The sequence below is a fragment of the Streptomyces bugieae genome (genome assembly GCF_036352915.1).
Lineage (GTDB): Bacteria > Actinomycetota > Actinomycetes > Streptomycetales > Streptomycetaceae > Streptomyces > Streptomyces endophytica.
This window is the reverse complement of record NZ_JAZBJP010000027.1, coordinates 73,352-86,794: the sequence shown is the minus strand read 5'-3', so window position 1 is coordinate 86,794 and position 13,443 is coordinate 73,352. Positions and strand designations below refer to the sequence as shown.

The window sequence follows — 13,443 nt, the reverse complement described above, 5'->3', positions numbered from 1 at the left end:
ACGCCTGCCGCTTCTCAATCCTGCCCGGTGCAGGGGTTGTTGGGAAGGAGCGTCCGTGACCGCTCAGTCTCTCAGGGATCGGCTCGCCCCCTCGCGATCCTCGCCGCGGAGCCATTTGGCACACCGGCCTCACATGCCACCCCTGATCTCGGCACAGCACGATCGACAGACATTGGAGTACAGGGTGAACCAAGCCCCCACCACGTCAACCGACAGCACCCCTGGGGAAAACGGCGACGCAAACCGGTCCTGGCTAATACGGCGAGGACTGCTACTGGAGTCCGGCCCCCAGCGGGGGCTGTCCCTCGCCGGCTTCGTCAACCAGCTCGGCACCGCGGCCTTCCTGGCGACCGTGCCGCTGTACGCCCTGCGGGTGATGCACCTGTCCATCGGGCAGGTCGGTCTCGGCCTCAGTGTCGCGGGGGTGGTCGGTCTGATTGCCGGTATCCCGGTAGGGCATCTCGCTGACCGCCGCGGCCCGAAGGGCATCTTTCTGATCACTCTGTTGATCCAGGCCCTTTCCATGACGTCGTTGCTGTTCGCCCACGCGTTATGGTCGTTCGTCCTGGCTGTGGCCGTGACGGACCTCGCCGGCTCGTCCGGCGGTGCGGCTCGTGGCCCGATGATCCGCCGCTTCGGCGGTGACGAGGTGCCGAAGTTCCGCTCCTACCTGCGATCGGTGGCCATGCTCGCCAGCACGTTCGGCGCGCTGGCGGCCGGTGCGGTGGTGCAGATCGACAGCGACTTCGCCTACCGCGCCCTCATCTTCGCCAACGCGCTGACATTCATCGGCAGTGCCGCCGTCCTGGTCAAGCTGCCGAAGCTCGAACCCCTGCCCTCCCCGCGCGAGGAAGGCCGGTGGATCGCGTTCAAGGACAAGCCGTACGTGGCGTTCGTCGTGCTCGACGGCATCATGTGGATCCAGAGCGAGGTGCTGTCGTACGCCCTGCCGCTGTGGGTGGTCCTGCACACGGACGCACCGCGGTGGTTCGTCGGTCTGGCGATCGCAGTCAACACCGTGATGGTGGTGTTCCTGCAGATCCGGACCAGTCGCGGGGTCAAGGGCGGCATAGTCGCCGGCCGGGCCACCCGCCGAGCCGGGCTGGCGTTCCTGATCGGCATGGCGGTCATCGCCGCAGCCTCCGGCGTACCCGGCTGGGCCGCCGTGACGATCATGATGGTCGGCGTCGCCATTCACACGGTGGGCTCACTGTGGCATGCGGCCGGATCGCTGGAGCTGCGGTTCCGGCTTGCTCCCGCACATGCCCAGGGCCAGTACTCCGGGGTGTTCGGCATGGGCATGGGCCTGTGCTACGTGGTTGCGCCGAGCCTGCTGAGCCTGCTCTGCGTGACCTGGGGGGCGCCCGGCTGGCTCGTGATGGGCGGTGTGTTCGTCGCAGCCGGTCTCGCCATGCCGTACGTGATCCAGAGGGCAGGCCGCAGCCGGGAGATAGCGCCGGGCGACTGAGCTGCCGCCCAGGGGCTGGGCACTCCTCCATTCGATCGGCCACGCCGCGCACTGACGTCGACTACCGCACATCGCGTTTGAGCAGGAGCAGGAATGACTCTCGATCGAGGAGACAGAGCCTAGTTGATCAGCTGCTTCCAGGAGATCCTCAGGGCCCAGGACAGACAGCCGTATGTTCGCCGTGAGACAGGTGTCGTGCGCTCTGTCTGCTGATGCCAGCAGTTCGCTCAATTCGGAGCGAGGGACGGCCTGCCCTTCGTCCACTGATCGCTCGATCAGTTCCAAGAACGGCAGGAACCTATCGGCCAGGGCCTCGACAGCGGTCAGGAGTGTCACGCATGCTTCCTGCCGCTGTTGCCTTAGACGTTGTTTCAGTTGGTGAGTCGGCGATAGCTGATGAGGGCTGCGGCGATGCCGACGAAGGCCAGGAAGTGCTCGGCCTTTCGCTCGTAACGGCGGTGCAGCCTTCGGCATCCGGCCAGCCAGGAGACCGTTCTCTCTACGACCCAGCGGTGTCGGCCGAGCCGCGTGGACGACTCGATGCCCTTGCGGGCGATGCGGTGGCGGATGCGACGCTCACGAAGCCATTTCCGCAGGTGGTCGTAGTCGTAGCCCTTGTCGGCGTGGAGCTTGGCCGGACGCCGGCGGCGCGGGCCGCGGCGGGAGCGGATGGGCGGGATCCCGCGCACGAGCGGCTCCAGGCCGAGGCTGTCGTGCACGTTGGCGCCGGAGATGCCCAGCGACAGCGGCACACCGTTTCGGTCGGTGATCAGGTGGATTTTCGATCCCGGCTTGCCGCGGTCGGTCGGATTCGGTCCGGTCAGTGGCCCCCTTTTGCCGCCCTGACGCTGACGGAGTCGATCGCACACCGCGACCAGTCCAACTCGCCCCGGGCACCGAGCTCGTCAAGGATGACGCGGTACAGCCTGGCCCACACCCGATCCCGGCTCCACTGGGCGAAGCGCCGGTAGACGGTGGGCCAGGCCGGCCCGAACACCGGAGGCAACTGCCGCCACGTGCAGCCCGAGGTGGCCACGAAGATGATCGCTGCCAGGCATGCGCGGTCACCGGCCCGTCGCCGGCCGCCACCTTGCGGGCGTATGACCTCCGTCGGCGGGACCACCCGCCGGAACAGCACCCACAACTCGTCCGGCACCAACCGCTCAACCAGATCCGCCATGCACAGCTCAACGAGCGATCACGCCGTCAGAAACGACGTCTTAGCGGACTACCGGACGGGTCCGTTCCACAGCGCCGTGGCGGGGCCGGGTCCCCGGAAGGGGGCTGGGCCTGGCCGGCGCCCCGGAGGCAGCGTGCTCGTCCGGCCTCCACGGCGGGGAGTGGCAGGTGCCGGCCAGTCGTTAAGCAGGCCGTCCTCACGGGGTACACCTCGGGAACCCAGCTCGCGCAGTCGATACCCTGCCGGGGTATGGTCGTACGGCTCGATTGAACGAAAAGGAAGGGGCATGGCCGTGGACAGCGCACAGGCAGGCACGCGGGGCGTCGCCCGGCTGCTGGCAGTGTGCGCGGTGCTGTTCGGGCTTTTCCTCATGCACGGAGCCCCGGCCACGGCCGCGGAGGGCTGCCACGGCGCCAAGACCGCGACCTCGCCGATGACCAGTGGCCACGACACCGCTGCACTGCCCACGGCCCACGCGCCGACCGGACACGGTCCTGGCCCCGCCGTCCGGACCGCCGACGTCTCCGGGATGCCCGGAGCGCTGTGCGTGTCGACTGCCCCGCACGAGCGGACCCCCCTGCCTGCGCCCAGCCTGCTCGTCGTGGCGGGTGCCGCCGGACTCGGCCTGTGGACGCTGACCCGACTACGGGCAGCGGCCGACGGGAGAGGGCGGCGCGGGCCACCGGATGGCGGACGAGATCTCCTGCTTCGGGTGTGCATCGCGCAGACGTGACAGGTGCGCGCCGGACCCGGCCCCAGGCCGGAAACCGGCACCGTGTCCTGCTCGTTTCCGCGCACCACCGGTGTGGTGCGCCCACCCGGAAAGATCCCACTTCGATGGTCACCTCGTACCGTTTCATCGCGCGCCGCCGCGGCCTCGCAGCGACCGGCGCCGCAGCCGCTCTCGCGCTGACGCTGGCCGCCTGCGGCTCCTCCTCCAGCGACTCCTCCTCCATGCCCGGCATGGACCACGGCAGCAAGTCTTCCGCGTCCGCCTCACCCAGCGCGTCGCAAGCGATGGGTGACATGCCCGGCATGGACCACATGGCCCCCGGCAACGGCCTGTCCGACACCCGGGGCGGCTACCGCCTCATCTCCAAGGACGCGACCCTGCCGTCCGGCAAGCAGACCGCCTACCGGTTCACGGTCACGGGCCCGGACGGCCGGCCGGTCACCGGTTTCGCCCTCGACCAGACCAAGCGGATGCACTTCTACGCCATCCGCTCCGACCTGACCGGCTTCCAGCACATCCACCCCACCATGGCCGCCGACGGCACCTGGAGTGCGAACCTGTCCTCCCTCGCACCGGGCTCCTGGCGCTTGTTCGCCTCCTTCACCCCCGAGGCCGGGCCTGGCAAGGGCAAGGACTTCGTGCTCTCGCGCACCGTCACGGTGCCCGGCGACGCCGCGAAGGCTCCGCTGCCCGCACCGGCCACCAGCACACAGGCCGACGGGTACACCGTCACCGTCAAGGGCGAGCCCATGGCGGGCATGGCGCACCCGCTGACCGTCTCGATCGCCAAGGACGGCAAGCCCGTCACCGACCTTGAGCCCTACCTGGACACCTACGCCCACCTGACCGCCTTCCACGAAGGCGACGCCGCGTTCGCCCACCTCCACCCCACCACCAAGGTGACCGGCGACAACGGCGGCCCGGACCTGTCCTTCCATGCCGAGCTGCCCACCTCCGGCAACTGGCGGCTGTTCCTGCAGTTCCAGACCGGTGGCAAGCTCCACACCGCGGCCCTGACCCTGCGCGTCGGCTGACCCCCGGCGGGGCGCCGTCGACACGGCGGCGCCCCGCACCCCGGTCCGCCGGACGCGCACCCAACGAGCGCGTGTCCGTGGATGTCAGGAAGGCATGGGAGCTGTCCGGCGCGAAGGACGCTGCTGGAAGGACAACGGTGATCGTGGACGGCGGCTACCAGGGGACCGGCTGGTCATCCCGCATCGCCGCGAGAAAGGCCAGGCCGAACGGACGCCTGTTTCGTGGTTCAGGGGTAGAACAAGCGGATGCCCACCGAAGGGCTACCTCGATGGGCATCCGCTTCTCAGGAATCTGCTACTCGACTCGCCTCAAAGAAATCTCGTGATCCCCGTTGGAAACCATGTCTCTTACTGCCGCGAACATTTCACGGACCCCAGGGCGGTGTGTCACCACCAGATCAGGGCAGGTGAACCTGGCCGCATGAAGCACGATGTGCGCGCGGATCCGGGCCTGGTAGGGAGTCTTGTGGCCGTAGGCCATCTTCTTCAGCCGGTGCCTCTGCGAGGCAGTCAGCAAGATCAGGCAGGCAGCGACAAGGGGCAAAGCAGGCAGGCCGATCAGCAGAAGTGGACCTTATCGGCCAGAGCCTGCGGTCTCTACCTCACCGCCCCGACACCAGCCACAACACCAGCTCCGGAGTCAACTCCCGAAGGACTTCAAGAGCTGACCGTTTAGTTGATCTCCCGTCAGACGCCCCACTCCGTCAAAGTGCGAGGCTGGCCCGGGTGGTCTTCCAGCATGACGTCGAGACGTTCGCGGAGCAGCGTGCGGCCGAGATCGTCGTAAGCGCGAGCCCACAAGGGGTGGAGGTCCGGCAGGCGCCCTACATCCTCGTGGTAGGCGGCGGTGAGTCCCATAAGAGCGCTCGCCGGGTAGCCCGCGTCGAGCATCCGGGAGGCATCAGCCAGGATGAAGTCAGTGTCCCCGGTGAAGGCGGGATACTCATCGGCGAAGGCGTCGTTCGGTGCGAGAACGCCGACACCGATGCCGGACGGGTCGGGTTCGTGGCGCCAGCCGGCCGGCGGCGCAAGATCGAGGGGGACCTCCGCGTCGCTGCGGCCGCCGGGCGTAAGGCCGTACTCCGGGGTGGGATGGATGCCCAGTTCGGCCGACAGACGTGCCACCTGGGTGCGACGGCGCTCTCCTCCGCTGCGCAGGGCGAGGGAGAGCAGAAAGGTGAGGCCGTCCAGGGTATTCCGGCCGATGACGCCCGGCTCCTTGTGGCCGAAGGAGGCAACGGGATGGTCGGTGCGTCCGAGTTCCGGCGCAGGGACCACCCATCCGACGCAGGTGCCGGTGCCAAGGTCCGCGAAGGGCAGGAGTTCCGGCACGGACATGAACGGTACGTGATGCCGGCGGAACGCTTCCCCCGCGTAGCAGTACTCCCACCCCTGGGGTGCGAGGGGTACCTCGCACAGGTCGAACGGCAGGGCAAAGCTGGTCTGCACGCGGCCAGCGTCGTACAGGCCCTCCTCGTATAGGTCCGTCGTGAGGAACCCCTCCTCCCAGGCGATGTCGATCACCTTGGCGAGTGCGGGTGGGGTGGGGAACGGGAACAGGTCATCGGTCCAGCGTGGTGGTGCCGTCATGGGAGGAGAGTGTGGCAGCCACGTCTGACAGCCGGAGAAGAGGCGTCGACCCCCGAAGGATTTCCGAAGCCGACCAGTAAAGCGATCTCGTCGATCACCTCCCGGTGATCCCGCCAGCGGCCGCCCCTCTTCGGCGTCCGGTCCGGGAGCAACAGCTCGATTCGCGCCCCCTGCACATCAGTTGATGCCAGACTCGGACCAACGACCGACTGGTCCCAACGAAACTGCCTAGGTGGTCACGCAGGGTGGGTCGTACGGCAGTTGGGGAACGTATCGGCTCCATTGCTGGCGGCTCAAGGCGCCGGAGCTCCCGGCGCAGATACGGCTGATGGCGGACTTGACGTTCAGGTCCCAGAGCGTGGCGACGCCGTCGTCGGTGGTGGCGGCCAGGGTGTGACCGTCCGGGCTGAACGCCAGAACGGCGGCGAATCCGGTCTCCACGGTCAGCGGGCGGCCGATGGGGGTGGGGCGGTCCGGATCGGTGACGTTCCACAGGGTGATGGTGCCGTCGTCGGTGTGGCCGGCCGCTGCGAGGGTGTGCCCGTCCGGGCTGAACGCCACCGACCACAGGCTGCCGCCGGGTACGGTCAGGGGACTGCCCCTGCGCGTGAGGTGGTGGGGGTCGGTGGCATTCCACAGGGTGACGGTGCCGCGGCTGTTCCCGGTGGCGAGCGTGCGGCCGTCCGGGCTGAACGCGACCCAGGTGCTGGTGGCGTTCGGCTGGTCGATCGGCTCCCCGATGCGGACCCCGGGGTCCGTCGTACTCCACAGGCCGACCTCATGGTTGCTGCCGTCGCCGCCGGCCGCCAGCATCGTGCCGTCGCGGCTGAACGCCAGAGATTCGACGGACCTCGTGTGGTCATTGGAGATGCCGGGCTGGGCGTCGGGGTGAGCGGGGTCGCTGACGTCCCACAGGGCGATGCTGCCACGATCGTGGTTGTCGCCGGCCGCGGCCAGGGTGTGGCCGTCGGGGCTGAACGCCAGGGAGAAGATGGTCCCGTCCGCCCCGCTGAGGGTCTTACGGAGGCGAACGGGATGGCTGGGGTCGGCGGTGTTCCACAACGTGACGGTGCCGCCGCTGTCGCCTGCGGCCAGGGTGCGCCCGTTCGGGCTGAACGCCACGGCGTCGACCGGTTCCTTGGGGCCGGTGAGCGGATCACCGCGGGGAGCGGGGTGGTTGGGGTCGGCGGTGTTCCACAGCGAGACGGTGTTGTTCTGGTTTCCGGCGGCCAGGGTGCGTCCGTCGGGGCTGAACGCCACGGATGCCACATTGCCGCCGGCGCCGATGATCCGGGTCGGCGGCAGATTCCACAGATCGACGTTGCCGTCGGTGTTCCCGGCGGCGAGGGTGCGGCTGTCCGGGCTGAACACCACGTCGGTCACCGCGTCGCCGGGACCGGTCAGCGGCCGGCCCAGAGGGCCGATAGCCCTGGAGTGGGTGACGTTCCACAGATGGATGGTGTGGTCGGCGCTGCCGGCGGCCAGGGTGTGACCGTCCGGGCTGAACACCACCGACATGACGGGCTGGGCGGGACCGGTCAGCGGCTTGCCCAGGGGGGTGGGGTGGCTGGGGTCCGCGACCTTCCACAGGTGGACCGTGCTGTCCTCGATTCCGGCGGCCAGGGTGCGGCTGTCGGGGCTGAACGCCAGGGAGATGACGCGATGCCCGGCCTTCAGGGAACGGCCGCGGCCGGGGTGGGCTGGGTCGGTGGTGTTCCACAGGCGGATGGTGCCGGCATCGTCGTCGCATGCGGCGGCCAGGGTGTGCCCGGTGGGGCTGAACGCGATGCGACCGGAGAAGACGCCGGGGCAGTCGAGGTTCAGGGGCGCTCCCGCGGGTTTGACGTCGTCGGGACGGCTGACGTTCCACAGGCTGACGAATCCGGCGTGCCATCCAGCGGCCAGGGTACGGCCGTCGGGACTGAACGCCAGCGATTCGATGGAGGTCGCGGCGTCCAAGCCCTGAATGCCGGGGCTCTTCGGCCGGCCCAGCAGGACCGGGTGGCTGGGGCTGGTCAGGCTCCACAGGTCGACGAATCCGCCGGAACCGGCATCGCCGTTGTGGCTGGTGTGTCCGCCGACGGCCAGCACCCGGCCGTCCGGGCTGAACGCGAGCGACAGGATCGAATCGACGGAACGGTCCACCGGCACGGGTCGGCCCAGCGCCACCGGACGGCTCGGATCGGAGACGTCCCACAGCCGGACGAGCCTCTGGTGGACGTTCCCGGCCGCCAGCATGTGCCCGTCGGGACTGTAGGCCACGGTGTACACCGCGCCGCGCGGGCCGGGAAGCCGGGTGTCCAGCGGTGTGTTCTCGGTCGTGATGAGCCGGGACGCCGCCTTTGGGGTCGGGTCCATGCGGTAGGCGGTCAGCGCGAGTTGAGCGGACAGCGAGGGATCGGTCGGCGCCAGTTGCACGGACGCGGAGGTGACGGCGGCGTTGATGGCCTGGTCGCGGGCTCGAAGGGCCTGGGTGGCGGCCTTCCGGGCGTTGGACTCCTGCCGGAAGGCGAACACCGCGGCCAGCGAGGCGACCACGGCCAGCGCGGTGATGGTGGCGACTGCGGCACGCCGGAGCCGTTGCCCGCGCCGCTGGTGGTGGCGGGCGGCTGCCAGAAATGCCCGGGCGGCGCCGCTGAGTTCCGGCCCGTGCGTTTCGGCCCAGGCGAGGGCGGCCTCCAGGCGGTTGCCGCGGTACAGCGCGGCTGCCTCCCGGCCGGCCTGTTCCCAGAGCTCGGCCGCCTCTTCCAGATCCTGTCGTACGAGGTTTCCGCTGCGGTCGTGCTCGATCCAGCCCCGCAGCCGGGGCCAGGCGCGGATGAGCACCTCATGCGTCATCACCACCGTGTCCTGGTCCCGGGTCAGCAGCCGGCCGCGGGTGAAGTCGTCCAGGACCCTGACGGCCGCTTCCCGGTCCGTCGCGTGACGCAGCAGCTCGTCGTACCGGACGCGCCGGCGGCTGTCGTCGGCGTCGCGTCCCACGATGACGAGCCGCAGGAACACCCACCGTGCGGCCTCGTGGCAGGGCGGCGGCAGGGTGTCGTAGAGCCTGTCCGCCGTATTGGCGATGGCACCCTGGATGCCGCCGGTGACGCGGTACCCGTCCACGGTGAGCGTGTGGCCGTGGCGCTGCTGCCAGGTGGCCCGCAGCGCGTGTGCGAGCAGCGGCAGTCGGCCCGTGGTGCTCGTACCGACCGGCCCCCCGACCGCGCCCAGGTCCGCCAGCAGCACCTCGACCAGGCCGTCTTCGACGTCGAGTCCCACGTTGCCGGCCGGGCGGCGGATCGCGTCCTTGAGTTCGTCCTCCGTCATCGGCTCCAGCAGGACCGGACCGGCCTGGAGCGCCGCCCGGAGCTGCGGATGGGCCGTGCACGCGGCATAGAAGTCCGCGCGCACCCCCAGCACCACGACCGCACCGCCCGCGGGCCGGGCCAGACGGTCGAGCACGTCGATGAACCACTGCCGTTCGGTCTCGTCGCCGCAGGCCGTGAAGATCTCCTCGAACTGGTCGACCACGACGACCAGGCCCGCGGAGGGGGACTCCCCGGTGGGTGCCGGATCGCCGGCTCCGGTGATCTCGCGCAGCTCGGCAAGGCACCGTGCGGGATCGGCCCGCCACGCCGGTGCGGTGCGCCGGGCGGTCTCGGCGTCGAGCCTGGCGGCGGCCGCCAGCGCCAGGGCCGGGGATGCCGTCGGGGTCAGCAGCAGCCGCGGCCAGGTGCTCGAACCCGCCGCCGGAAGCCGGCCGTCGTCCAGGGCCGGCAGCACCCCGGCCGCGAGCAGCGAGGACTTCCCGGCTCCCGAGGGACCGATCAGCACCAGCGGGCCGCCCTCACGCATCCGGGCGTCCATCCGCTCGCACACGAGGTGAACCATTCGCTCGCGGCCGTAGAACCACTGCTTGTGCCGCGCGCCGAACGGGGCCAAGCCCGGGTACGGGCACGGCACTTGGTCGGCCCCCGGGCCGGGCACGGTTCTGCGCCCCTCGTCGCCGACGCGGACGTGGAGGTCGCGGCCGGCCTGGAAGACGCTGCCGCCGCCGGTCGCGCTCGCCTCCTGCCGTTTCGGCTGCCACAGGGGCGGCCCGTCGGGGGACGGGGCACCGGTGCTGCGTTCCGTCACGCCTGTCCGCCCCTGGTGACATTCATGTCCCGGCCGGCCAGGAACGCGTCGCCGCCGGAGACGTGTGCCTCCAGCGTCATCGAGCCCGAGATCTGCTGTTCCGGGGCTCCGGCAGGGCGCAGTTCCGCGCCGAACAGCGTGCGCAGCTCAGCGACGGCGTCCGGCCGCGTGGCCATCAGCCGGATGATGCGGGCCTGCCACTCGGCGACCAGCAGCCCCTGGAGCTCCTGGCCGTCGCCTGTCTGCTGTGCTTGCAGCAACTCGCCGCGCGCATCGGCGAGTTCCTCCTCGATGCGCTCCGGGTGCGCGGACCGCCACAGCGACAGGACCGAGGACTTGACCGCGGCCCAGCCGTCCGTCGTCAACAGATCGATCAGGCGCGCCGCGGCCGCCGATGCCAGGCCGGCGAGTTCCACACTCGTCTCCATGTCTTCTCCTTGTCCCTTACCGCCCGTGGGCCGCGATCGCGGTCACTGTCAGGTGGGAGGCGATGAACACGTGGTCGCCGCCCACCGTCCACAGGAACCCCACGTCCGGCTGCCCGGGGTCGCTGTATTTCCACCGGGCCCTGCCGGTGGCCGCGTCGATGGCCCACAGCGTCTTGGCGCTGTCGGTGGCGAAGACGGTGTCGGCCGAACACTGCGCGCTCTTGCCGGAAGTCCTGAGGGCGGCCTTGAACATGTTGGAACCGCCCATGTCGCTGGCCCCGCCGAGCGTCGCGACCCACTGGAGCGTGCCGTCGGCCGAGGCCAGGGCGGCCAGGTCACTGCCGACCGGTACGTAGACGGTCGCGCCGTCCAAGCCGGCGAACGGGGCGCCGATCTGGACCTGGTCCCCGCTCTTCGCATCGAAGCGCCGATGCCACTTCTCGCTGCCCGTGGTCGCGTCGACGGCGAACAGCGTGTCGCCGTTGCCGCCGGCGAACAGGAACAGTCCGGCGGCGTAGCACGTCAGCGGCCAGCCGGTGGTGAAGTAGTACCCGGCGTGCGGGACGGATACCTTCCAGCCGCGGGCGCCCTTCTTGCCGGCGTCGATCATCTGGACGCGGCCGGGTTTCTTGCCCGGAACGGCCGAGGTGGCCAGCAGGTGAGATCCGGAGGGCGGCACGAGCACGTTGTTGATGTCCGTGCCCTTGACCCGCCACAGTCCCTTGCCGGTCGCAGCGTTGAACGCACGGATGTAGCCGGTGGTCGGAGACTCGGGCGAGAACGACCCGGATGTCCGACTCATCTGGCCGCATACGTACACCGTGTTCCCCGCGACTGCCACATAGTTGCTCAGGTACCTCGCCGCATGCGTGCCGCCGCCCGGATCGACGTCGGCCATCTTGGTCGCCCACTTCACCTTCCCGCTGGCGGCGTCGAAAGCCGCCAGCATGCCTGACTGACTCGGGGTGTCGCAGAGCAGGTAGAACACTCCGTCCGCGTACGCCGTCGGGTACGTCAGGCTGGTCGTGCCGAGGAAGCTGGTCGTGTTCAGCTCGGGGAACATGGATTTTCCGGTCGCGGCGTCCAGGAAGGACGTGCCGGTGTTCGTGACCACCATGACCACCTTGTCGGACGCTTCCAGGCAGTTGGGGGCATGCTTTCCGGCGCCTGACCATGCCTTGGCGGCGTCGGGTCCGGCCAGCACGATCGATTCCGGTCCGTCCGTCGAGGACGGCGACGCAGAGGATGCCGGAGTGGATCGCACGCCTGACGGAGAGGTCGGCCGCGCAGTGGACCCGGGTCCGCCGGCTCGGCCGTCGGGTGCCGGCGAGGAGTCGCCGGAAAAGGCGAGTGCCGCCGCGGCTCCGCCGAGTACGGCCGCGCCCCCGGCCAGACCGACGATCAGCTTCCGGCGGCTGATACCTGTGCCGGGAGGGATCACTGGCGGCGGAGGAAACGGGCCCTGGCCGCCGTCCCCGGCGGACACCGATCCGACCGCCGCGGCCGCGGCAGCCATGTCGGCGGTCACGGCCGGCGGCAGCCAACTGCCGCTCAGGGCCGGCAGGTCCTGACGCCTCAGGTAGTCGACGAGTTGCTCCGCGGTGGGACGATCCTGCGGTTCCGGGTACAGGCAGCCGCCGATCACCTCGCGCAGCGACACGGCGAGGGCGCCCGTGTCCGGCTCGCCTCCGGAAGCTGCGAACAGCACGGTCGACCCGAGGTCGAACATGTCGTCCGTCGGTGAGGGTGCCGGACTGCCGGTGGCTCCCACGATCCCCAGGGCGGTGATGCGGGGCCCGTCCATGGTCAGCAGGACCGAGTCCGGGCTCACCTCGCCGTGGACCGTCCCGGCCGCGTGGAGTGTGGCCAGCGCCTGGGCGAGGCCGTCGGCGAGCACCCGCAGAGCCGGTTCGGACAGCGGGCCGTGCCGGTCCACCGCCTGCCGGAGCGGCACTCCGGCGGTGAACTCGGTCGCCAGCCAAGGAACCGGCGCGTCGGCGTCGGCATCCACCACCGGTACGAGGAAGGCACCGGACAGCGTCCGTGCGGCCTCGACGGCGGCTCGGAACCGGTCCCGGAACCCTGGGTCCGCGGCGAGTTCGGGCGCCACGACCGTGACCGTGACGAGTCGCCCTTCGTCCGTGCGGGCTGCGAAGACTTCGCCCCCGCCGACCGTGCTCTGCCTTCCGAGCAGGGCATACGGCCCGATCCGATGAGCACCGTCTGCCCCCGGATGATCCATCGTCCGCCCCTCACGCCAGCCTGATCGTCTGATCACGGGCCGCCTGGTATGCGCTGCCACCACCGGACACATGAGCCGTCATGGTCATTGATGGCTCCGGATCAGCGGCCGGTGCCGTGCTGTGCCCGGGCTCGACAGCGGGGTCGGTATCGGTATCGGTATCGGACAGGAGAGCGGTCACCGCATCGCCCAAGTGCTCCAGCTCGTCCGGCAGATGGGTCTCCGGAACGCGGAGGAACTGCAGGCGCGCCAGCTCCGCGATGTCGGCCGGCAGCGCCGAGGCGCCGGGCAGCATCGTCGCGTCACCCAGAAGGACCGGGACGACGCGGTTTCCGGCCCGCAGAGCTGTCGCGATCTCCAGGCGGACCCAGTCGTGAGCCCGGTCCAGGAGCCGCACACCGTCCTCGTCCCGCGCGTCGAGCCACCGTGGCCCGATCAGTACACACATGAGCTCGCACTCGGCGGCCTGCCGCCGCAGGATCTCGGCGAAGTCGGCCCCGGGCGGAATCGACTGGCCCGACTTGAAGATCTCGTGGGCACCTAAGCGGTCGGACAGCGCGCGGTAGACGCGGTCTCGCATCCACCGGGAGTCCGGTTTGCGAAAGCTGAGGAAGATGCGCGGCACCATTGCCCCCTATCCGGCAAG

The 13,443-nt window shown here is 70.1% G+C and carries 9 protein-coding genes and 1 pseudogene; 4 read left to right on the top strand and 6 right to left on the bottom strand.

What is annotated here, in order from left to right; translation table 11 throughout:
- Positions 1–133: 133 nt before the first annotated feature.
- On the top strand, positions 134–1,468 hold the full coding sequence (locus V2J85_RS30210) for an MFS transporter (RefSeq protein ID WP_261958284.1): 1,335 nt from the start codon (positions 134–136) through the stop codon (positions 1,466–1,468).
- A 371-nt stretch (positions 1,469–1,839) separates the two neighbouring features.
- On the opposite strand, the gene V2J85_RS30205 is transcribed toward V2J85_RS30210, so the two are convergent.
- Positions 1,840–2,648, bottom strand: a protein-coding gene (locus V2J85_RS30205; RefSeq protein ID WP_330823337.1) for an IS5 family transposase whose coding sequence is annotated in 2 segments (ribosomal slippage) — positions 1,840–2,298 and positions 2,301–2,648 — 807 coding nt in all. Because the reading frame shifts where the segments join, the coding sequence is not laid out codon by codon here.
- Between the two features lie 286 nt (positions 2,649–2,934).
- On the opposite strand from V2J85_RS30205, the gene V2J85_RS30200 reads away from it, so the two are divergent.
- The 3 genes and pseudogenes from V2J85_RS30200 to V2J85_RS30190 all read left to right on the top strand — a co-directional run.
- Positions 2,935–3,381, top strand: coding sequence for a hypothetical protein (locus V2J85_RS30200; protein ID WP_330823336.1), 447 nt, complete (start codon positions 2,935–2,937; stop codon positions 3,379–3,381).
- A 104-nt stretch (positions 3,382–3,485) separates the two neighbouring features.
- A complete protein-coding gene (locus V2J85_RS30195) occupies positions 3,486–4,415 on the top strand; it encodes a hypothetical protein (protein ID WP_330823334.1) in 930 nt (309 codons plus the stop codon).
- A gap of 89 nt (positions 4,416–4,504) precedes the next feature.
- A pseudogene (locus V2J85_RS30190) lies at positions 4,505–4,623 on the top strand (IS5/IS1182 family transposase); the annotation flags it as partial.
- A 479-nt stretch (positions 4,624–5,102) separates the two neighbouring features.
- On the opposite strand, the gene V2J85_RS30185 reads toward V2J85_RS30190, so the two are convergent.
- The 5 genes from V2J85_RS30185 to V2J85_RS30165 form a co-directional block, all read right to left on the bottom strand.
- Positions 5,103–5,939: a hypothetical protein gene (locus V2J85_RS30185; RefSeq protein WP_261954001.1), complete on the bottom strand. Its 837-nt coding sequence runs from the start codon at positions 5,937–5,939 to the stop codon at positions 5,103–5,105.
- A gap of 294 nt (positions 5,940–6,233) precedes the next feature.
- Positions 6,234–10,127 carry an nSTAND1 domain-containing NTPase gene (locus tag V2J85_RS30180; protein ID WP_330823333.1) on the bottom strand — a complete coding sequence of 1,298 codons (3,894 nt, stop codon included), beginning with the start codon at positions 10,125–10,127 and terminating at the stop codon, positions 6,234–6,236.
- The gene (locus V2J85_RS30175) at positions 10,124–10,555 is read right to left on the bottom strand and encodes a hypothetical protein (RefSeq protein WP_261953999.1); all 432 of its coding nucleotides are present in this window, start codon (positions 10,553–10,555) and stop codon (positions 10,124–10,126) included. Before V2J85_RS30175 ends, V2J85_RS30180 begins: the two co-directional genes overlap by 4 nt.
- Before the next feature lie 16 nt (positions 10,556–10,571).
- Positions 10,572–12,665, bottom strand: coding sequence for an outer membrane protein assembly factor BamB family protein (locus V2J85_RS30170; RefSeq protein ID WP_261953998.1), 2,094 nt, complete (start codon positions 12,663–12,665; stop codon positions 10,572–10,574).
- A gap of 142 nt (positions 12,666–12,807) precedes the next feature.
- Positions 12,808–13,425 (bottom strand): toll/interleukin-1 receptor domain-containing protein, encoded by a 618-nt coding sequence (locus V2J85_RS30165; protein ID WP_330823330.1) that lies wholly within the window; start codon positions 13,423–13,425, stop codon positions 12,808–12,810.
- Positions 13,426–13,443 lie beyond the last annotated feature (18 nt).

Excerpts from the sequence above, each read along its gene's own strand:
- V2J85_RS30175 (WP_261953999.1), bottom strand. The coding sequence starts at position 10,555 with ATGGAGACGAGTGTGGAACTCGCCGGCCTGGCATCGGCGGCCGCGGCG.
- V2J85_RS30195 (WP_330823334.1), top strand. The coding sequence starts at position 3,486 with ATGGTCACCTCGTACCGTTTCATCGCGCGCCGCCGCGGCCTCGCAGCG.
- V2J85_RS30210 (WP_261958284.1), top strand. The coding sequence starts at position 134 with ATGCCACCCCTGATCTCGGCACAGCACGATCGACAGACATTGGAGTAC.
- V2J85_RS30165 (WP_330823330.1), bottom strand. The coding sequence starts at position 13,425 with ATGGTGCCGCGCATCTTCCTCAGCTTTCGCAAACCGGACTCCCGGTGG.
- V2J85_RS30200 (WP_330823336.1), top strand. The coding sequence starts at position 2,935 with ATGGCCGTGGACAGCGCACAGGCAGGCACGCGGGGCGTCGCCCGGCTG.